Genomic DNA, 18,917 nt, shown 5'->3' with positions numbered 1-18,917 from the left:
CTTGCCCTCAGCCCCTCCCGTGTCCCCGTCCCCGAGGTGATGACCGTGGCTCTGCCCTCCTTGACCCCCGAGCAACGCGCCGCCGCGCTGGCCAAGGCAGCGGCCGCCCGCACCCGGCGGGCCGAGGTGAAGAACCGCCTCAAGTACTCCCAGACCTCCCTCTCCCAGGTCATCGCCGACGCCGCCGACGACGAGGCGCTCGGCAAGATGCGCGTCGTCGAGCTCCTCGAGTCCCTCCCCGGCGTCGGCAAGGTCAAGAGCCGGGCGATCATGGCCGAGGTCGGCATCTCCGAGGCCCGCCGCGTCCGCGGCCTGGGCCACAACCAGGTCGAGTCCCTCGTCGAGCGGTTCGGGTGACCGTGCCCGACACGTCACCCGCCTCCGAGGCGCGGCTCACCGTCCTCGCCGGGCCCACCGCCGTCGGCAAGGGCACCGTCTCCGCCGACATCCGCCGTCGCTACCCGCAAGTGTGGTTGTCGGTGTCCGCGACCACCCGGGCACCTCGCCCGGGCGAGGTCGACGGCGTCCACTACCACTTCGTCTCCGAGGAGGAGTTCGAGCGGATGGCCGCCGAGGGGGAGCTGCTCGAGTGGGCCGTCGTCCACGGCCAGAACCGCTACGGGACCCCGCGTGGCCCCGTGGAGGAGCAGCTGCGCAGCGGCGAGCCCGCGCTCCTGGAGATCGACCTGCAGGGCGCGCGGCAGGTCCGCCGGACCATGCCCAACGCCCACTTCGTCTTCCTCGCCCCGCCGTCCTTCGAGGAGCTCGAGCGCCGGCTCGTCGGCCGTGGCACCGAGGGCCCGGAGGAGCGCGAACGCCGCCTGCGCACCGCCCGCGAGGAGCTCGCGCACGCCGACGAGTTCGACGACGTCGTCGTCAACGACGTCGTGACACGCGCCACCGACGAGCTCGTCTCCCTCATGGGACTGCCGACCGAGTAGACTCGGACGTTGCGCGTGCCCGCCCCGTACGGGCGCGCCCCGAAACGAACACGTGAGGTGAGCATGTCCGGAACCGTTGCCCAGCCCGTTGGCATCACCAATCCCCCGATCGACAAGCTGCTCGAGGCCGCGGACTCCAAGTACGCCCTCGTCATCTACGGCGCCAAGCGCGCCCGTCAGATCAACGCCTACAACTCCCAGCTCCAGGAGGGGCTGCTCGAGTTCGTCGGCCCGCTCGTCCCGCACGGCCAGACCGACAAGCCCCTGTCGATCGCGCTGCGCGAGATCAACGAGGGACTGCTGACGGTCAACCCGACCCAGGAGTGAGCGTGCCGGGGGCGGCCGGGCTGCGCGTCCTCCTCGGGGTCACCGGGGGGATCGCCGCCTACAAGGCGGTCTTCGTGCTGCGCGCGCTGCGCGAGGCCGGGCACCGCGTGCGGGTCGTCCCCACCGAGGCCGCCCTCGAGTTCGTCGGGCGGCCCACCTGGGAGGCGCTGTCCGGTGAGCCGGTGACGACGAGCGTCTTCGACGGCGCCACCGGGGTCGACCACGTCGCCCTCGGTCGCAGCGCCGACCTCGTCGTCGTCGCCCCCGCCACCGCGGACCTGCTCTCACGGGCCGCCACCGGCCGGGCGGACGACCTGCTGACGACGACGCTCCTCACCGTCACCGCCCCCGTGCTGCTCGCCCCGGCGATGCACACGGAGATGTGGCAGCACCCGGCGACCGTCGCCAACGTCGCCACCCTGCGCGCCCGCGGCATCACGGTCCTCGAGCCCGACTCCGGGCGGCTCACGGGCTCGGACACCGGCCCCGGCCGGCTGCCCGAGCCGGAGGCCATCACCGCCGCCGCCCTCGCGCTGGTGGCGCCGCAGGACCTGGCCGGGCGCACCGTCGTCGTCAGCGCCGGCGGCACGCGTGAGCCGCTCGACCCGGTGCGCTTCCTCGGCAACCGCTCCTCGGGCCGCCAGGGCGCCGCGATCGCCCTCGAGGCCGCCCGCCGCGGCGCCCGTGTGACCTTGCTCGCCGCCTCGGTCGACGAGGCCGCCCGCCGCGCCGCCCAGCACCCCGCCGTCGACGTCGTCGACGTCGAGACCACGCGTGAGCTCGCCGACGCCGTCGACACCGCCACCGCCGAGGCGGACGTCCTGGTGATGGCTGCCGCCGTCGCCGACTTCCGCCCCGCGACGACGGCGGCCCGCAAGATCAAGAAGGACGGCTCGGGCCCGCCGGCTGTCGAGCTCGTCGAGAACCCCGACATCCTCGCGACCGTCGCCCGGCGGGAGCGGGCGCGGCTCGTCGTCGTCGGCTTCGCGGCCGAGACGGGGGACCGGGACGAGGTGCTCGAGCTCGGGCGCGCCAAGGCGCGCCGCAAGGGCGCGGACCTGCTCGCCGTCAACGCCGTCGGCGGGGGACGTGGCTTCGGTGACGTCGCCAACGCCGTGACCGTCATCGACGGCGCGGGCGAGGTGGTCGGCGAGGCCGCCGGCACCAAGGACGACGTCGCCCGCGGGCTGTGGGACCTCGTCGTGCCGCGGCTGCGCTGAACTAGGATCGACCGGTGACCTCCAAGCCCAACCTGCGTCTGTTCACCTCCGAGTCGGTGACCGAGGGCCACCCCGACAAGGTGTGCGACCGGATCTCCGACTCCATCCTCGATGCGATCCTCCGGGAGGACCCCGGCGCCCGCGTCGCCGTGGAGACGCTCGTGACGACCGGTCTGGTGACCGTCGTCGGGGAGGTGACGACCTCCGCCTACGTCGAGATCCCCCAGCTCGTGCGCGCCGAAATCAACGCCATCGGCTACACCTCCTCGTCCATCGGCTTCGACGGCCACTCCTGCGGTGTGCAGGTGTCGATCGGCCAGCAGTCCCCGGACATCGCCACGGGTGTGGACACCTCGTGGGAGGACCGCGCCGGGGAGAGCCGCGACGCGTACGACGCGCAGGGCGCCGGTGACCAGGGCTTCATGGTGGGCTACGCGAGCGACGACACCCCCCAGCTCATGCCGCTGCCGATCTGGCTCGCCCACCGGCTCGCCGAGCGCCTCACCCACGTGCGCAAGGAGGGGATCGTTCCCGGCCTGCGCCCCGACGGCAAGACCCAGGTGACGATCGGCTACGACGGCGACCGTCCCGTCGCCCTCGACTCGCTCGTCGTCTCCACCCAGCACGACGCCGACGTCACCTCCGAGTGGCTGCGCTCCGCCGTCGCTGCGGAGGTCGTGGCGCCCGTGCTCGCCGAGCACGCCGGTGAGCTCGACACGGCCGGGCACACCCTCTACGTCAACCCGACCGGCAAGTTCGTCGTCGGCGGACCCATGGGCGACGCCGGCCTCACCGGTCGCAAGATCATCGTCGACACCTACGGGGGCATGGCCCGTCACGGCGGGGGAGCGTTCTCCGGCAAGGACCCCTCGAAGGTGGACCGCTCGGCCTCCTACGCCACCCGCTGGGTGGCGAAGAACGTCGTCGCCGCCGGGCTCGCCCGCCGCTGCGAGGTGCACGTCGCCTACGCCATCGGCAAGGCCCACCCGGTGGGCCTGTACGTCGAGACCTTCGGGACCGAGACGGTGCCGGTCGAGCGGATCAACGCCGCGATCAGCGAGGTCTTCGACCTGCGCCCCGCCGCGATCGTCGACGCGCTCGACCTGCTGCGCCCGATCTACCGGGACACCAGCGCCTACGGGCACTTCGGGCGCGAGCTGCCGAGCTTCACCTGGGAGCGCACCGACCGCGTCGACGAGCTGCGCCGCGCCGTCGGCTGACGTCCGCCGGCCCGGGGGCGGTCCTCCTGTGGACGGCCCCCGCCGTGTCGGTGGCGCGTGGTGAGATGGGAGCGGAGGTGAGACCGGTGCACCAGCCCGCCCTGCTCGAGCAGACCGTCGCCGTGCGCACGGTCTCCGGCGCCGAGGCGGCGGGTGTCGAGCTGCCCGTCGCGCGGGTGGCGGTCGACATGTCGCTGCCCCACCTGGACCGCCCCTTCGACTACCGCGTCACGCCCGAGCAGGACGCCGCGGCGCAGCCCGGCACACGCGTCTCTGTGCGCTTCGCCGGCAAGGACCGCACGGGCTACGTCCTCGAGCGGGCCGCCACCACCGACCACCACGGCACGCTCATGGCGCTGCGCCGGGTGGTCTCCGCACTGCCGGTCCTCACGCCGGAGATCACCGCCCTGTGCCGGGCGGTGGCCGACCGCTACGCCGGCACCTTCATGGACGTCGCCCGGCTCGCCGTGCCACCGCGGCACGCCACCACGGAGAAGGCCGTCCTCGAGGGCGCCGCGGCGGACCGCACCGGCACCACGGCCGCCCACCTGCCGGGCACGGCGTGGGACCACTACGTCGGCGGAGCGGCCTACGTGCGGCGGCTCGCGGCGGGGGAGTCGCCGCGGGCGGTGTGGTCGGCGCTGCCTGCGCACGAGCCCGGCGTCGCGGACCGGCTCGCGTCGATCGCGGAGGCGGCGGCCGCCACCCTCGCCTCGGGGCGCGGGGTCGTCGTCGTCGTGCCCTCGGCGCACGAGGCCGAGGTGGTCGAGGCGGCGCTGACGGCGGCGCTGCCGGGGGAGCCGGTCGTGTCGCTGCAGGCCGACCACGGGCCCTCGCGCCGGTACCGCGCCTTCGTCCGGCTGCTCACGGGCCAGGCGCGCGTCGTCGTCGGCACGAGGGCCGCCGCCTTCGCGCCGGTGCAGCGCGTGGGACTGCTCGTGTGCTGGGACGACGGCGACGACCTCCTCGCCGAGCCGCGGGCGCCCTACCCGCACGCCCGGGAGGTCCTCACGCTGCGCGCGGCCCAGGAGGGCGCGGGCCTGCTGCTGGGCGGGTGGTCGCGCAGCGTCGAGGCCGGGCTGCTCGTCGCCACCGGATGGGCCGCCTCCGTCACGGCCTCCCGCGCGACGGTGCGTGAGCGCACGCCCCGGGTCGAGGCACCGGGGGAGGTCGACCTCGCCCGGGAGGGTCCCGCGGCCGCGGCGCGGATCCCGCGCCCGGCGTGGGAGCTCGTGCGCAAGGCGCTGGAGAAGGGGCCGGTCCTCGTCCAGGTGCCGCGCTCCGGCTACCTGCCCGTCGTCGCCTGCCAGGGCTGCCGTGAGCCCGCCCGCTGCCGCGAGTGCCACGGTCCGCTCCAGCTCGGCGGGCGCACGAGCGTGCCCTCGTGCCGCTGGTGCGGGCGCCCCGACCGCACGTGGGCCTGCCCCACGTGCGGCAGCTCGGCGATGCGCGCCAGCCGCGTGGGCTCGGCCCGCACCGCCGAGGAGCTCGGCCGTGCCTTCCCCAAGGTGCCGGTGGTGCTGTCCGGCGCGCGCGCCGACCACGGGATCGTGCGGGAGGTCGACGAGAGGGCGCGGCTGGTCGTCGCCACGCCGGGGGCCGAGCCGGTCGCCCGTGGCGGCTACCAGGGGGCGCTGCTGCTCGACGCCGCGGCGATCTCGGGCCGGCAGGACCTCGCCGCGCCGTCGGAGGCGCTGCGCCGCTGGCTGGCGGCGGCCGCGCTCGTGCGACCGGCGTCCGAGGGCGGACGGGTCATGCTGCTCGGTGACCCGGCCCCGGTCCCCGCGCAGGCGCTCGTGCGGTGGGACCCGGCCGGCTTCGCCGAGCGGGAGCTCGCCGAGCGGAGAGAGCTCCACCTGCCACCGGCGAGCCGGATGGCCTCGGTCCGCGGCAGCGCCCGCGCGGTGGCGGGCCTGCTGCGCCACCTCGAACGGCCCGACGGGGTGGAGGTCCTCGGTCCCGTGCCGTTCACGGAGGAGGAGGTTCAGGCGCTCGTGCGCAGCGACCTCGGGCAGGGGAGCCGGCTGACGAAGGCCCTGGCGCAGGCTGCCGCCGTGCGCAGCGCCCACAAGGAGCCGGACTCCGTGCGTATCCAGGTCGACCCCACCGAGCTCTGAGCGGCGGGTACGGGGCTCAGCATGTTCAGGGGCGTGGACACGGTGGACCGGACTACGCTGCCGCACATGACCGCACCGGTCCCGTACGTGTTCCTCCCGGGCACTGCGCGGGAGGCACTGCACTTCTACGCCGGGGTCTTCGGCTGCTCGGTGCAGCTGCACACGCTGGGGGACTTCGGCAGGACGGACGGCCCGCCCGAGGCGATCGCCCACGGGGTGCTCTCCGACGGGCCGATCACCTTGTACGCCGCCGACGCCACGGGGGACCAGCGTGCGTTGCGCTGCGAAGGCATGCTGCTCTCGCTGCTCGGGACAGCCCCTCCGGACACCTTGCGTGAGTGGTTCCAGAAGCTTGCCGAGGGCGGTCAGGTGGTCGACGACCTCCAGGGACGCTCGTGGGGAGCCACCGACGGACAGGTCATCGACCGCTACGGCGTGCAGTGGCTCATCGGGTACGAGGCGGACGAGACGTCCTGAGCGTCCCGGCGCTGCCCGCGTGCTGCGCCGACCGTGAGCTGCCCGGCGACGAGCGCGGCGAGCGCGATCGCGAAGCCTGAGAGCTGGACCGGCGTCAGGGTCTCCCCGAGGACGACGGCCCCGGCAAGCGCCGCGACGAGTGGGGAGAGGAGCCCCAGGAGGGCGGTGGCCGTGACCGGGACGGCTCGAGCTCCGGGCGCTGCGATGTCCAGGACTTGCCTGCGGATCGACTCGAAGCGGCGACGCCCGCCCTCCGTGAGCTCACCCACGGCTGGGCACCCCGGGCCCCCGGCAGTCTCGCGCTCCGGGCTCTGACTCGTGCGCGGCACCGCTCCGCCTGCGAGGGGGACACGCGGCCGTTGGTCAGAAGTCGCGGAGGTGGATACCGAGCCGCTCACGCTCGGCGAGCGCCCGCTCGTGCGTCACCCACTGGATCTCGTAGTGACCCGAGCGCTGCCGGTCGCGGCCGTCCTGCCAGTCGAGGAAGCCATCTCGCATGTCTGCGACGTAGGACCACGGCGGGTAGTCCTCGACCGACGGCTCCTTCGTCCCGTCAGCCCAGACGACGACCATCCACACCCAAGGTCTCGGCGTGCGGGGAGCGAAGGGCGTCGTGAAGTGACCCAGTGACGTCGCCACGTGGCCGGCCGGTCGACCGTCGCGCAGCAGGACGGCAAGACCGTCGCGGAACCGCTCCAGCTCCGGCTCGACGGCAGGAGCGTCAGCAGTCCTCCTGGGCCAGATCCTCATGTGGCACTCGTCGGCATCCCGACATCATGCCGCTCGCTGCGCCCCACCACGGCAATGCCGACGGGTGCGGCGTGCAGCCGTCCGCGACAGCGGGCCGTCGGTGCGCTAGGGCGCGCCGGTCAGCGCCATGAGGCCGAGCGCGCTCAGGGTGACGAGCAGCCAGAGAGCTCCGCCGAACAGCAGTGGCTTGAGCCCCGCAGCCCGCAGGGCCGGCACGTCGGTCGAGAGGCCGATGGCGGTGAGCGCCACGGTGATGAGGAAGGCCGCGGCCGTCGCGAGCGGGCCGTGCCACGACTCGGGCACGAGCCCGATGCTGTTGAGCGTCGCGAGCAGGAGGAAGCCGACGAGGAACCACGGCACGAGCCGCCACACCGGCGGCCGCGGTGCCCCGACCGCGTCCCCGGCAGCCAGGCGGTCGCGCCGCGCGACGAGCACGGCGAGGCCGATGACGATCGGGATGATGAGCAGCGTCCGCACGAGCTTGACGACCACCGCGTGGTCAGCGGCCACGGAGCCGAAGGTCGTTGCCGCCGCGACCACGGAGGAGGTGTCGTTGACCGCCGTGCCCGCGAAGAGGCCGAAGGTCTCCTGGTCCATGCCGAGCAGCTGCCCCAGCGGCGGGAACAGCAGCACGGCCCCGATGTTGAAGGCGAACACCGTGGACAGCGCATAGGCGACGTTGCTGCCCGAGGCCCGCACCACCGGCGTGACCGCTGCGATCGCCGAGGCCCCGCAGATCGCCGTCCCCGTCCCGATGAGGACACGTAGCTCGCGGTCGATGCCGAGCAGCCGCCCCAGCACGGCCGCCGCGACGAGGCAGACGACCACGGTTCCCAGCATGACGGGCAGCGAGCCGACTCCCACCTGGGCCACCTGCGCCAGCGACAGCCGGGCGCCCAGCAGCACGACGGCGACCTGGAGCACGAGCTTGCTCGCCAGCGTGAGCCCGGGGGACAGCACCGCCACGGACGACGGGTCCGCACGCCGTCGGACGAGGACGCCGACGAGCACCCCGAGGACGACGCCGGCCACCGGGCCGCCGACCACCGGCACCGCGGTCCCGACCGCCGTCGCGACCAGAGCCAGCGCGACCGCCAGCGCGAGACCGGGGACCTTGGCGCGCCACGTGCCGGTGGCGGGGACGGCGGGCGCGCTGCGGTCGGTCGACATGGCCTCCATCCTCGCCTCCGGCACCGTGCCGCGCCGAATGACGGCGTCGTCTAGGGTCGGGACGACCCCTACTGGAAGGCGATCCGCGATGCAGTCCTCCGTCCCGGTGACCGGCCCGATCACCACCGTCGTGTTCGACCTCGGACAGGTGCTGGTGAGGTGGGACCCCTACGAGGCCTTCGCCGAGCGCTGGACCCGCGAGGAGTTCGACGCCTTCCACGCCGAGATCGACTTCCCGAGCTTCAACCACGAGCAGGACGCCGGACGCAGCTTCGCCGACGCCCGCGCCGCCCTCGAGCGCAGCCACCCCCACCGCGCCGCCGACTTCGAGCACTACGTGACGAACTTCGCGCAGTCGCTCGGCGGTCCGGTCCCCGGCACCACCGAGATCGTCGAGGAGCTCATCGCCGCCGACATCCGCGTCCTGGGCCTGACGAACTGGTCGGCGGAGAACTTCCACGAGGCGGCCGCGTCGGCCCCGGTGATCAACCGGCTCGAAGGCGTCCTCGTCTCGGGCGAGGTGGGCGTGGCCAAGCCGGACCCGGCGATCTACGACCTGCTCATCCAGCGCTTCAAGCTCGACCCGCCGCTCACCTTCTTCACCGACGACTCCCTGCGCAACGTCGACGCCGCCTCCGGCGCGGGTCTCGTGGCCCGTCACTTCACCGGCGCGGACCAGCTGCGGGCGGACCTGCGCGAGCTCGGCCTGCCGGTCTGACGCCCCGCTCGGGCGCCTAGACTCTTGGCCCATGCGCCTCCTCTTCGCCGGCACCCCCGAGGTCGCCCTCCCGTCACTGCGTGCCCTCGCGGAGTCCGAGCACGAGGTGGTCGCCGTCCTCACCCGGCCCGACGCCCGACGCGGCCGCGGCCGCACCCTCCACCCGAGCCCCGTCGCCGCGTGGGCCCGCGAGCAGGGCATCCCGGTCCTCACGCCGCGCACCCTGCGTGACGCCGAGGCGCAGGAGGAGATCGCCGCCCTCGGCGTCGACGCCGCGCCCGTCGTCGCCTACGGCGCCCTCATCCCGCCTGCGCTGCTGGACGTCCCGCGCCACGGCTGGGTCAACCTCCACTTCTCCCTGCTGCCCGCGTGGCGCGGTGCCGCACCCGTCCAGCACGCCGTCATCGCCGGCGACGACGTCACCGGCGCCACCACCTTCCGCATCGAGGAGGGCCTGGACACCGGCCCGGTGCTCGGCACCCTCACGGAGACAGTCCGCCCGACCGACACCGCCGGCGACCTCCTCGCCCGCCTCGCCGGGTCCGGCGCGCCGCTCCTCCTCGCCACCCTCGACGCGCTCGAGTCCGGCAGCGCGGTCCCCGTCCCGCAACCCGCCGACGGCGTGAGCCACGCCCCGCGCCTGGAGGTCACCGACGCGCGGGTGGAGTGGGCGGCCCCAGCCGTCGCCGTGGACCGTCTCGTCCGCGGCACCACGCCCGCGCCGGGCCCGTGGACGACGGCGCCCGACGGCTCCAGGCTCAAGCTCGGCCCCGTCCAGGTGCGCGCCGACGTCGACGACCTGGCCCCCGGCGCGCTGCACGCGGCGAAGGCGGAGGTGCTCGTCGGTACGGGGAACGGCGCCGTCGAGCTCGGGCAGGTGGCGCCGGCCGGTCGCTCGTGGATGGCCGCGGCCGACTGGGCACGCGGCGCCCGGCTGCCCGAGGAGGCGCGTCTCGGCGGGGAGGCAGCATGAGCGAGCAGCGCCCGGGCTCCCGCGGTCCCCGCCGCGGCGGTGGCCGCCCGACCGGCCCCCGCCGTCGGGAGGCCGCCGACGCCGCCCGCACCGCGGCCGCCGACACCCTCGAGGCCGTCGCGACGAGCGACGCCTACGCCAACCTCGCCCTGCCCAAGCTGCTGCGCGAGCGCGGGCTCACCGGCCGTGATGCGGCCTTCGCCACCGAGCTCGTCTACGGCACGCTGCGCCTGCGCGGCAGATACGACGCGATCCTGGCGCGCTGCACCAACGGCCGACCCCTCGACCAGCTCGACCCGCCCGTCCTCGACCTGCTGCGCATGGGCGCCCACCAGATCCTCGGCATGCGCGTGCCGTCGCACGCCGCCGTCTCCCAGACGGTCAACCTCGTGCGGGCCCGTGTCGGCACCGGGGCGAGCGGCTTCGCCAACGCGGTGCTCCGCGCGGTCGGCCGGCAGGACCTCGACACCTGGCTGGCCCAGCTCCGCGAGGAGATTCCCGACGACGGCGCGTACCTGGCGGCCGTCGAGTCGCACCCCGCGTGGGTGGTGCGCGCCCTGCGCTCCTCGCTGCGCGCGGCCGACCGGCCCGGCGCCGAGCTCGCCGAGCTCCTCGAGGCGGACAACACCCCGCCGGCGGTCACGCTCGTCGCCCGCCCGGGCCTGGTCTCCACCGAGGAGCTCGCCGAGCAGGTGACTCAGACGCTGGGGGAGCGCGGCACGCCCGGCAGCTGGGCCCCCACGGCGCTGCGGCTCGCCGGCGGTGACCCGGCCTCCCTGCCCGCGGTGCGTGACGCCCTCGCCGGGGTCCAGGACGAGGGCAGCCAGCTCGTTGCCCTCGCTCTCGCCGCGGCCGAGACGCTCCCAGGGCCGGACGGCGAGCAGGAGAGCCGCTGGCTCGACCTGTGCGCAGGGCCGGGCGGCAAGTCGGCCCTGCTCGGCGCGATCGCCGCGGAGCGCGAGGTCCACCTGCTCGCCAACGAGGTCGCTCCGCACCGTGCCCGCCTGGTGCGTCAGTCCACCGCCGCGCTTCGCGAGAGCGTCGACGTCCGCACCGGGGACGGCCGGGAGGTCGGTGAGGCCGAGCCGGGCGTGTACGACCGGGTGCTCGTCGACGCGCCGTGCACGGGCCTGGGAGCGCTGCGCCGTCGACCGGAGTCACGCTGGCGGCGCCAGCCGAGCGACCTGCCCGGCCTCACGTCGCTGCAGCGCGAGCTGCTGGGCTCGGCGCTGGAAGCGGTGCGGCCCGGGGGAGTGGTCGCCTACGTGACCTGCTCGCCGCACCTGGCGGAGACCAGCGCCGTGGTCGAGGACGTCCTGCGCGGCCGTGAGGACGTCACTCGTCTCGACGCCCGCGAGGCCCTGACCGTCGCGACAGGGACGGAGGTGCCCGACCTCGGCGAGGGCCCCGACGTCCAGCTGTGGCCCCACCTGCACGGCACCGACGCGATGTTCCTCGCGCTGCTGCGTAAGAACGCCTGACCGCCAGCCGCGGCCGCGCCCGCGCCCGGTCCACGCCGAGCTCCGGCCGCTCGCTCACCGGCCGGTGGGCAGACCTGTCCCCTGGGGCTGCTAGGTCTGTTCGTGCTTGGCGGTGATGAGCTGGCCGTGGCGGGTGTAGAAGTACCAGCGGCCGGCGGCTCTGACGATGGTGATGCCGTAGGCGTGGACCCAGTCGTGGTGGTGCCAGCACAGCAGGATGCCGTGCTCCACACAGGTGGCCCCGCCGTCGCGGTACCACTGGATGGAGTGGTGGATCTCCCCGTTACCGGGTGGTTCGTCGCAGTCGGGGACCTGGCACGTCTTGTCGCGGGCGATGATCGCCCGCACCATGTGGGCGGGGAAGATCCGCTGCTCCCTACCCACGTCCAGCACCGTGGACTCTGGTCCGAACACCACCCGGGAGAGGCTCGACTCGCACACCAGGCGGGCGAGCATGGCCGGTGGGATGGGCGTGCCGTCCTCCAGGGTGGCCGGCTGCACCCCGATCATCGCCTGGGGGTCGATGGCCGCGGAGATGACATGGGTGTCGCCGGGCTGCCAGGTGTCCATCCACGCCTGCGCCTCGGGCGACAGGGGGAACAGGTCCTCCTGGGAGCGGTCGGGGTCGCGCGGGCCGCTTGAGGCAGTGAAGGTGGCCTCCTCCCAGAAGCCGAACCCGCCGCCCGGCTCGTGCTCGCGCCCACCGGAGGTGACCGGCGGCCGCGGCGAACCGGTGGCCGCGGCCAGCGCCCGCAGGGTCTCGATGTCGGCGGTCACGGTGACGTGGGGGCGGATGCGGGCACCCTTGCCCTGCTCCCCGGCGTCCAGCGACTGCCGCGCCAGCGACGTCAGCGCCGCGGCCCGCCGTTGGGCCGGGGTGCGCTCATCGTCCTTGGCCTTGCGGCCCATGTGCGCGCGCAGCGCGGTGTCCACGCTCTGCCCCGACAGCTCGTCCAGCCACCCGTTGAGGTGGTAGCCGTCCATGGTCCGCGAGAGCGTCAGCTGCTCCTTGGTGGTGTCGTCCCGCCATGCGCCGTCGGCGGCCTCGGGATCCGATGCGATGGCCCAGGTGGCCACGAGCTTGGCGAAGGACCCGGCATCCATCCGCTGGGCCTGCTCCACGAGGAACGCCTCACCGAACTCATCATCGGACAGCTGAGCCCGCAGCCGGTTGGTGGTGATCGCCCCACGCACCAGGACGCCGACATGGTCCTCGCTGACGCGGCCCGCCTCCAGGGCCGCCCGCGTCAACGGCAGCAGGTCCCGCAGCGCCCGCGCCTGGCGCACCTGCCGCGAGGCACTCGGGGCGGTGGCGTCGGTCCGGGTCCGCAGCCAGGCGCTGAAGGTCCGCTGACCGCCCAGCGCCCACAGCCCGTTGGCCTCGATCGTCGCCAGCATCGCCGCACGTGCCCCCGAGAGCTGCCGCTCCACCTGCTCCAGCACGCCGAGCGCCTCGTGCAGCTGGTGGCCGTCGACCTCGTGCCAGCTCGTCCCCGCCAGGCCGCCCGACTCGGCAAGCATGGACCGCAGCCCCTCCACCAGGTGAGCGGGCGACCACGCCTCCCCGCCGCCCGCGCCGCCCGAGCCCGCGCCGTCGGCCACCTCTGCGGCCACTGTCCCCACCCCCTGCCAAGCTCGATGTGCTGCTGGTCACATCGTCTCAGGGGCCACTGACATTCGAGTCGGGCCCTGTGCCGGCGACCATCCAGGCCACCCCGTCCACCACCGCCGAGCCTCCGTCGTGCCGCCGGTCCAGCAGCCCGTACCCCACCGACGTCCGACGGTCTTGTGTGCGAGCACGGCCTGCCGTGCCCGGCATGGGTAGGCTCGGGACGTGGCCGTACGCATCACTCCCAGCATCCTCAACGCCGACTTCGCCGACCTCACGGGGGAGCTCGGGCGTATCTCGGGCGCCGACCTCGTGCACGTGGACGTCATGGACAACCACTTCGTCCCCAACCTCACGGTCGGGCTGCCGGTGGTCGAGCGGATCGTCGCGGCGAGCCCGGTGCCGGTGGACGCGCACCTCATGATCGAGGACCCCGACCGGTGGGCCCGCGGCTACGCCGAGGCGGGCTGCGCCTCGGTCACCTTCCACGCGGAAGCCTCGGTCGCCCCGATCCGGCTCGCCCGCGAGATCCGCGACGCCGGCGCCCGCGCCGCTGTCGCCGTGCGTCCCACCACCGACATCACCCCGTACCTCGACTACCTCGAGGAGCTCGACATGCTCCTCGTCATGACCGTGGAGCCCGGCTTCGGCGGCCAGCGCTTCCTCGAGTCGACCGTCACCAAGATCGCCGCCGCCCGGGAGGCGATCGACGCCTCCGGCCGAGACATCTGGCTCCAGGTCGACGGCGGCATCTCCCGCGACACCATCGCGATCGCCGCCCGCGCCGGTGCGGACACCTTCGTCGCGGGCTCCGCCGTCTACGGTGCCGAGGACCCCAACGCCGAGGTCAGTGCGCTGCGCGAGCTCGCAGCAGCAGCCCGCTGACCGACGTGTAGCCCGGCGCGCCGCGCCCACCAGACCCGCTTGTGGCACACGCCCCCACCTGCCCGGGAACAATCCCGTCTGTGGCATGCTTGATGCTGCAAGAACGTGCTCCGGGGTCGGTGAGATTCCGAACCGGCGGTGACAGTCCGCGACCCACCTTCCGAGGTGGTTGACCTGGTGGAACTCCAGGACCGACGGTGAAAGTCCGGATGGGAGGATGCACGGGCGCTGCGTCGACCCCTCGGTGCACGCCGCGGACGCTCACGCGTCCGCCGACCCCGGATCACACCGTCAGTGACCCGGAGGGACGACATGGAGCAGGCACCGCTCGCGCGCACGCTCGCCATCCACCGTCGCGCCCGCCGCGTCGTGTGGCTCACGCCGCTGGCGCTCGGCGCCGTCGTCCTCCTCGCCTGGGAGGCGGTCACCCGCTCCGGCGTGGTCTCCCCGTTCTTCCTGCCCGCGCCCAGCGCCGTCGCCGTGCGACTGTGGACCGAGCTCACCGCGGGCAACCTCCTCGCCTACACGTGGATCACCTGGGTGGAGGCGGTGCTCGGCAGCGTCCTCGGCGCCGCCGTCGCCTTCCCGCTCGGCTACCTCATCGCCCGCAACCGCTGGGCCGCGGCCGGCCTGCAGCCGTACGTCGCGGCCTCCCAGGCCCTGCCCGCCGTCGCGCTCGCCCCGCTGCTCGTCATCTGGGTGGGCTACGGCCTGCTGCCGATCGTCCTGCTCTGCGCGCTGCTCGTCTTCTTCCCGATCCTCCTCGCCACCATCCTCGGCCTGCGCACCCTCGACCCCGAGGTCATCGACGCCGCCCGCCTCGACGGCGCCCACGGCTGGTCGATGCTGCGCCACATGGAGGTGCCGATGTCGCTGCCCAGCCTGCTCACCGGGCTGCGCAACGGCTTCACCCTCTCGGTGACCGGGGCCGTCGTCGGGGAGTTCGTCATGGGTGGCCGGGGCCTGGGAATGGTCCTGTCGGTCCAGGCGAACTCCGCCGACACGACCGGCCTCTTCGCGACCCTCGCCGTCCTCGCCCTCCTCGCCGTCCTCATGTACGCCGCCCTGCGGCTCGTCGAGCGCCTCGCCGTCGACGACCGCCCCACGGTCCGCACCCGCTTCGGCGCCCGCCGCGCCGTCCGTCCCTCACCCAGGAGCACCCCGTGACCCGCCACCCCGTGACCCGCCGCCGCACCGTCCTCGCCCTCACCGCCGCGACCGCGGTCGTCCTCGCCGCCTGCGCGAGCCCCGACGAGTCCTCCGACACCAGCACCGACGCGGGGGAGGAGATGGTCATCGGTCTCACCTACACCCCGGACGTCCAGTTCGCCCCCTTCTACGTCGCCGAGGCGCGCGGGTACTACGAGGACGCGGGCGTCGACGTCACGCTGCGCCACCACGGCGCCTCCGAGTCGCTCTTCGGTGCCCTCGAGGCGGGGGAGGAGGACCTCGTCGTCGCGGGCGGGGACGAGATGCTCCAGGCACGCTCGGCCGGCGTCCCGGTGGTCAACGTCGCGACGCTCTACGAGGAGTACCCCGTCGTCCTCATCGTGCCCGCCGACTCCGACATCACCAGTGCCGAGGACCTCGCCGGCCGCTCGGTCGGCATCCCCGGACCGTTCGGGGAGACGTACTTCGGCCTCCTCGCCCTCCTGGCCGACGCCGGGTTGACCGAGGACGACCTCACCGTCGAGCACATCGGCTTCACGCAGCAGGCTGCGCTCAGCGCCGGTCACGTCGACGCCGTCATGGGCTACGCCAACAACGACGCCGTCCAGTTCGCGGAGGCGGGCGTGGACGTGCGCACGATCCCGCTCGGTGAGGTTCCCCTCGTCGGGATCGGTGTCGGCACCCACGAGGACCTCCTCGCGGACGACGGCGGTACGGTGGCGGCGGTCGTCTCGGCCACCATGCGCGGGGTCCAGGACGTCGTCGAGGACCCGGCCGCGGCGGTCGACGTCGCCGCCGAGCACGTCCCCGGGCTCGCGGACCCCGCCGCCCGCGACGCGGCCCTGGCCACGGTCGAGGCCACGGTCCCCCTCTACGGCTCGGCGTCGGGCGGCAACGACCTCGCGCGGTGGGAGGCGATGGCCACGTTCATGTCCGAGACCGGGCTCCTCGAGGGTGAGGTCGACGTCACCGCCGCCGTGACCAACGACGCCGTGGCCCACCCCTGACCTCGTGGACGGCGTCCCCGGCGGCCCGCGCCGGGGGCCTATCCTGAGTGGCGTGAAGACCTTCGACGACCTCTATGCCGAGCTCAAGCACAAGGCGGACACGCGACCCGAGGGCTCGGGGACCGTCGCCCAGCTGGACGCGGGGGTCCATGCGATCGGCAAGAAGATCGTCGAGGAGGCCGCCGAGGTGTGGATGGCCGCGGAGTACGAGGGTGAGGACGCCGCCGCCCTGGAGATCTCCCAGCTGCTCTACCACGTCCAGGTCATGATGGTCGCTCGCGGCATCAGCCTCGAGGACGTCTACCGCAAGCTCTGACCGACCGACCGGAGAGAATCCCCCCGTGCTGCGTATCGCCGTCCCGAACAAAGGCTCGCTGTCCGAGCCCGCCACCCAGATGCTCGCCGAGGCCGGCTACCGCCGTCGCCGTGACCGCGAGCTCGTCCTGCCCGACCCCGCCAACGGCGTCGAGTTCTTCTTCCTGCGTCCCCGTGACATCGCCGTGTACGTCGGCACCGGCACCGTCGACGTCGGCATCACCGGCCGCGACCTCCTCCTCGACTCCGGCACCTCCGCCGTCGAGCACCGGCCCCTCGGCTTCGCCCGGTCCACCTTCCGCTTCGCGGCGCCGGCCGGGACTGTCCGCTCCGTCGAGGAGCTCGCCGGGGCGCGCGTGGCGACGAGCTACGACGTCCTCGTCGGCAACTACCTCGCCGAGCGCGGCATCAACGCGAGCGTCGTCCACCTCGACGGCGCCGTGGAGTCCTCCGTCCAGCTCGGCATCGCCGACGCCGTCGCGGACGTCGTCGAGACCGGCTCCACCCTTCGCGCGGCCGGGCTCGAGGTCTTCGGCGACCCGATCCTGCAGTCCGAGGCGGTGCTCATCCGCCCCGCGGACCGTCCCGCCGAGGCCGCCGTCGACGTCCTCGACCGCCGTCTCCAGGGCGTCCTCGTCGCGCGCCGCTACGTCCTCATGGACTACGACGTGCCGGTCGAGCACGTCGACGAGGCCGTCGCGGTCACCCCGGGCCTCGAGTCGCCCACCGTGTCCCCGCTGCACGACGGCAACTGGCGTGCGGTGCGCGCCATGGTGCTCCGCGAGGACGCCAACCGTGTGATGGACGAGCTGTACGAGGTCGGGGCGCGGGCGATCATCGTCACCTCCATCCACGCCTCGCGGCTGTGAACCTGTCGGCCGAGCTGCTGCGCCCGTTCCGCCCGCTGGCGGCGCGATGGGTGGCCTCGGTCCTGCTCGTCCTCACCGCGCTCGGCCCGCCCGTGCTCTTCACCGTCATGGCGGCTAACGACCTCGACATGTCGTTCTTCGACGTCGTCGGGATCCTTGTCACCGCCGCTGTCCTCGCCTGGCTGTGCTTCCGGCAGGCGGCCGTCCGTGCCGTGCCCGACGACGACGGCCTGACCGTGCGGAACCTCGTCAAGGTCCGCCGCCTGGCGTGGGAGCAGGTGGTGGAGGTGCGGTTCGGCCCGAACAGCCCGTGGGCGCAGCTCGACCTCTCCGACGGCACCACCCTGGCGGTCATGGCGATCCAGGCGGCCGACGGCGACTACGCCCGCCGCGAGGTCGGTCGCCTCGCGGCCCTCGTCCAGCTCCACGAGTCCGACGAGCCCACCTGACGGGTCCGTCCCGCCTCCCACCACGCTCGCCCCACTGGTCGGTCGGGCGACGGCGGCCATCGCTTGCCGCGTCGTCGGACCGACCAGTTGCGACGTTCGTGGACGGGGTCAGGTGGTGAGGGTGGCGGCGTGGGCACCGGCGGCGGCCGAGGCGATGAAGGCGGCCTCGTCCTCCTCCAGGCCCCGGCCCATCGTCGACAGGCGCACGGGGGAGTCCTCCAGCGCGGCACGCAGCCCCGTCACCGGCACCTCGACGAGGCGGTGGCGGCCGACCGGCTCGCACAGGCCGGCGGCCTGCTCGTGCACCCGGGTCCAGAGCTCGCCGTCGGCCACGGGCACGACGACGTCGGCGCGGCCCAGGGCCACGCGTCCGTAGGCGGTCGTCGAGTGGTGCGACACGCCGCGGTGGCGGTCGCGCGGATCGGCCTGCGAGACGCGCAGCGCCGCCACCGGCCGACCGCCCAGCGCCGCGGCCGCGTTGACGGCCTCGCCTGCGGCGACGCCCGAGAAGCCCCAGCGCGTCCCGGTGCCGAGGTTGCCCGGCCCCTGCGTGACGACGACGACGTCCGCGTCCACGACGTGGCGCGCCGCGAGCAGCGCCGTGTGGACGTTGACGGCCTCGTGGTCCCCGCCGAAGGCCTGCCCCGCCGTGATCGTCGCCGCCAGCCAGCCCGCCTCGCGCAGCTGCGCGACCGAGCGGGAGAAGGCCAGCGGCAGCGCCCCGCCGTCGGTCATGACGTAGGCGACCTTCCGGTCCCCGCCGGCGGCGCGCACGCCCGCGATGACCGCGGGCAGCGCGGAGTGCAGGTCCGCGACGACGACGGCGAGCCCGCCGACGTCGTCGGCGTCGCGCATCCGCTCGTGCCAGGGCGACTCCTGCTCGTCGACCCCGAGGAGCATCGGCTGCAGCGGCGTGTACCGGGCCTTGACGACGTGGCCGGGGCCCGGAGGCGGGTCGGCGGGCAGGCGGTCGGGGAGGGCGACGACCATCGCGTAGCCGCCCGTGCCGAGCCCGCGGACGAGCGCGGAGACGGTCAGGGTCACGCGGTAGCCCACCTCGGGCTCACCGACCAGGGCGGTGTACGCCAGCGCGCGGACCGACGAGCGGTCCCCGGCCGGCCGGTCCAGGTCGACCTCGAGCTCGACGGCGCCGGCCCACGAGCCGCGCACCGCCCTCACCACACCGTCACGCCAGGAGATCACCTGGCGCACGCTACCG

The 18,917-nt window shown here is 74.3% G+C and carries 21 protein-coding genes and 1 riboswitch; of the genes, 16 read left to right on the top strand and 5 right to left on the bottom strand.

The window, feature by feature from the left end; translation table 11 throughout:
* Positions 1-45 precede the first annotated feature (45 nt).
* The 7 genes from mihF (at position 46) to DSZ44_RS03915 (ending at position 6,302) form a co-directional block, all read left to right on the top strand.
* On the top strand, positions 46-357 hold the full coding sequence (gene mihF / locus DSZ44_RS03945; protein ID WP_110851360.1) for an integration host factor, actinobacterial type: 312 nt from the start codon (positions 46-48) through the stop codon (positions 355-357).
* A 2-nt stretch (positions 358-359) separates the two neighbouring features.
* Positions 360-941, top strand: coding sequence for a guanylate kinase (gene gmk, locus DSZ44_RS03940; protein ID WP_110851359.1), 582 nt, complete (start codon positions 360-362; stop codon positions 939-941).
* Between the two features lie 63 nt (positions 942-1,004).
* Positions 1,005-1,268, top strand: coding sequence for a DNA-directed RNA polymerase subunit omega (gene rpoZ, locus DSZ44_RS03935; RefSeq protein WP_110851226.1), 264 nt, complete (start codon positions 1,005-1,007; stop codon positions 1,266-1,268).
* 20 nt (positions 1,269-1,288) lie between these two features.
* Positions 1,289-2,488 carry a bifunctional phosphopantothenoylcysteine decarboxylase/phosphopantothenate--cysteine ligase CoaBC gene (coaBC, locus tag DSZ44_RS03930; protein ID WP_110851358.1) on the top strand — a complete coding sequence of 400 codons (1,200 nt, stop codon included), beginning with the start codon at positions 1,289-1,291 and terminating at the stop codon, positions 2,486-2,488.
* 14 nt (positions 2,489-2,502) lie between these two features.
* Positions 2,503-3,708, top strand: coding sequence for a methionine adenosyltransferase (gene metK / locus DSZ44_RS03925; protein WP_181424522.1), 1,206 nt, complete (start codon positions 2,503-2,505; stop codon positions 3,706-3,708).
* Positions 3,709-3,794: 86 nt separating this feature from the next.
* Positions 3,795-5,825, top strand: a complete 2,031-nt coding sequence (locus tag DSZ44_RS03920; RefSeq protein WP_110851225.1) for a primosomal protein N' — start codon at positions 3,795-3,797, stop codon at positions 5,823-5,825.
* Positions 5,826-5,891: 66 nt separating this feature from the next.
* Positions 5,892-6,302 (top strand): VOC family protein, encoded by a 411-nt coding sequence (locus tag DSZ44_RS03915; RefSeq protein WP_110851356.1) that lies wholly within the window; start codon positions 5,892-5,894, stop codon positions 6,300-6,302.
* Here the strand turns inward: DSZ44_RS03915 and DSZ44_RS18515 are convergent.
* The 3 genes from DSZ44_RS18515 to DSZ44_RS03900 form a co-directional block, all read right to left on the bottom strand.
* Positions 6,254-6,571, bottom strand: a complete 318-nt coding sequence (locus tag DSZ44_RS18515) for a DMT family transporter (RefSeq protein WP_220035075.1) — start codon at positions 6,569-6,571, stop codon at positions 6,254-6,256. The two genes, DSZ44_RS03915 and DSZ44_RS18515, sit on opposite strands and share 49 nt — an antisense overlap.
* Positions 6,572-6,665: 94 nt before the next feature.
* Positions 6,666-7,052 carry a hypothetical protein gene (locus tag DSZ44_RS03905; RefSeq protein ID WP_110851224.1) on the bottom strand — a complete coding sequence of 129 codons (387 nt, stop codon included), beginning with the start codon at positions 7,050-7,052 and terminating at the stop codon, positions 6,666-6,668.
* Between the two features lie 105 nt (positions 7,053-7,157).
* Entirely contained in the window at positions 7,158-8,222 is a 1,065-nt protein-coding gene (locus DSZ44_RS03900) for a YeiH family protein (RefSeq protein WP_110851355.1), read from the bottom strand.
* 88 nt (positions 8,223-8,310) lie between these two features.
* Between DSZ44_RS03900 and DSZ44_RS03895 the strand changes: the two genes are divergently transcribed.
* Genes DSZ44_RS03895 through DSZ44_RS03885 form a run of 3 tightly spaced genes read left to right on the top strand, consistent with a single transcriptional unit; the run spans position 8,311 to position 11,394 of the window.
* Entirely contained in the window at positions 8,311-8,940 is a 630-nt protein-coding gene (locus tag DSZ44_RS03895) for an HAD family hydrolase (RefSeq protein ID WP_110851223.1), read from the top strand.
* A 31-nt stretch (positions 8,941-8,971) separates the two neighbouring features.
* A complete protein-coding gene (gene fmt / locus DSZ44_RS03890; protein ID WP_110851222.1) occupies positions 8,972-9,913 on the top strand; it encodes a methionyl-tRNA formyltransferase in 942 nt (313 codons plus the stop codon).
* A complete protein-coding gene (locus DSZ44_RS03885; RefSeq protein ID WP_110851221.1) occupies positions 9,910-11,394 on the top strand; it encodes an RsmB/NOP family class I SAM-dependent RNA methyltransferase in 1,485 nt (494 codons plus the stop codon). Before fmt ends, DSZ44_RS03885 begins: the two co-directional genes overlap by 4 nt.
* A gap of 90 nt (positions 11,395-11,484) precedes the next feature.
* On the opposite strand, the gene DSZ44_RS03880 is transcribed toward DSZ44_RS03885, so the two are convergent.
* A complete protein-coding gene (locus DSZ44_RS03880; protein ID WP_146237469.1) occupies positions 11,485-13,008 on the bottom strand; it encodes an HNH endonuclease signature motif containing protein in 1,524 nt (507 codons plus the stop codon).
* A 220-nt stretch (positions 13,009-13,228) separates the two neighbouring features.
* Between DSZ44_RS03880 and rpe the strand changes: the two genes are divergently transcribed.
* The 6 genes from rpe to DSZ44_RS03850 all read left to right on the top strand — a co-directional run bounded on the left by rpe (position 13,229) and on the right by DSZ44_RS03850 (position 17,698).
* Positions 13,229-13,888: a ribulose-phosphate 3-epimerase gene (gene rpe / locus DSZ44_RS03875; protein ID WP_110851219.1), complete on the top strand. Its 660-nt coding sequence runs from the start codon at positions 13,229-13,231 to the stop codon at positions 13,886-13,888.
* A 102-nt stretch (positions 13,889-13,990) separates the two neighbouring features.
* Positions 13,991-14,114, top strand: a riboswitch (FMN riboswitch).
* Between the two features lie 86 nt (positions 14,115-14,200).
* Complete coding sequence (locus tag DSZ44_RS18945) at positions 14,201-15,055, top strand: ABC transporter permease (protein WP_110851218.1); 855 nt, start codon at positions 14,201-14,203, stop codon at positions 15,053-15,055.
* Entirely contained in the window at positions 15,052-16,065 is a 1,014-nt protein-coding gene (locus tag DSZ44_RS03865; protein ID WP_220035074.1) for an ABC transporter substrate-binding protein, read from the top strand. Before DSZ44_RS18945 ends, DSZ44_RS03865 begins: the two co-directional genes overlap by 4 nt.
* Before the next feature lie 52 nt (positions 16,066-16,117).
* Positions 16,118-16,381: a phosphoribosyl-ATP diphosphatase gene (locus DSZ44_RS03860; RefSeq protein WP_110851217.1), complete on the top strand. Its 264-nt coding sequence runs from the start codon at positions 16,118-16,120 to the stop codon at positions 16,379-16,381.
* Positions 16,382-16,406: 25 nt separating this feature from the next.
* Positions 16,407-17,249, top strand: a complete 843-nt coding sequence (hisG, locus tag DSZ44_RS03855) for an ATP phosphoribosyltransferase (RefSeq protein WP_110851216.1) — start codon at positions 16,407-16,409, stop codon at positions 17,247-17,249.
* Positions 17,246-17,698: a PH domain-containing protein gene (locus tag DSZ44_RS03850; protein ID WP_110851215.1), complete on the top strand. Its 453-nt coding sequence runs from the start codon at positions 17,246-17,248 to the stop codon at positions 17,696-17,698. Before hisG ends, DSZ44_RS03850 begins: the two co-directional genes overlap by 4 nt.
* Before the next feature lie 108 nt (positions 17,699-17,806).
* Here the strand turns inward: DSZ44_RS03850 and DSZ44_RS03845 are convergent, their stop codons facing one another.
* On the bottom strand, positions 17,807-18,901 hold the full coding sequence (locus DSZ44_RS03845; protein WP_110851353.1) for a DUF3866 family protein: 1,095 nt from the start codon (positions 18,899-18,901) through the stop codon (positions 17,807-17,809).
* Positions 18,902-18,917 lie beyond the last annotated feature (16 nt).

The organism is Georgenia satyanarayanai (genome assembly GCF_900116375.1).
In the GTDB taxonomy this organism is placed as follows: Bacteria; Actinomycetota; Actinomycetes; order Actinomycetales; family Actinomycetaceae; genus Oceanitalea; species Oceanitalea nanhaiensis.
Note: the sequence above shows the minus strand (reverse complement) of the source record. Positions and strands in the feature narration are given on the sequence as shown.

Excerpts from the sequence above, each read along its gene's own strand:
- rpoZ (WP_110851226.1), top strand. The coding sequence starts at position 1,005 with ATGTCCGGAACCGTTGCCCAGCCCGTTGGCATCACCAATCCCCCGATC.
- DSZ44_RS03915 (WP_110851356.1), top strand. The coding sequence starts at position 5,892 with ATGACCGCACCGGTCCCGTACGTGTTCCTCCCGGGCACTGCGCGGGAG.
- DSZ44_RS03905 (WP_110851224.1), bottom strand. The coding sequence starts at position 7,052 with ATGAGGATCTGGCCCAGGAGGACTGCTGACGCTCCTGCCGTCGAGCCG.
- DSZ44_RS03900 (WP_110851355.1), bottom strand. The coding sequence starts at position 8,222 with ATGTCGACCGACCGCAGCGCGCCCGCCGTCCCCGCCACCGGCACGTGG.
- DSZ44_RS03895 (WP_110851223.1), top strand. The coding sequence starts at position 8,311 with ATGCAGTCCTCCGTCCCGGTGACCGGCCCGATCACCACCGTCGTGTTC.
- fmt (WP_110851222.1), top strand. The coding sequence starts at position 8,972 with ATGCGCCTCCTCTTCGCCGGCACCCCCGAGGTCGCCCTCCCGTCACTG.
- DSZ44_RS03885 (WP_110851221.1), top strand. The coding sequence starts at position 9,910 with ATGAGCGAGCAGCGCCCGGGCTCCCGCGGTCCCCGCCGCGGCGGTGGC.
- DSZ44_RS18945 (WP_110851218.1), top strand. The coding sequence starts at position 14,201 with ATGGAGCAGGCACCGCTCGCGCGCACGCTCGCCATCCACCGTCGCGCC.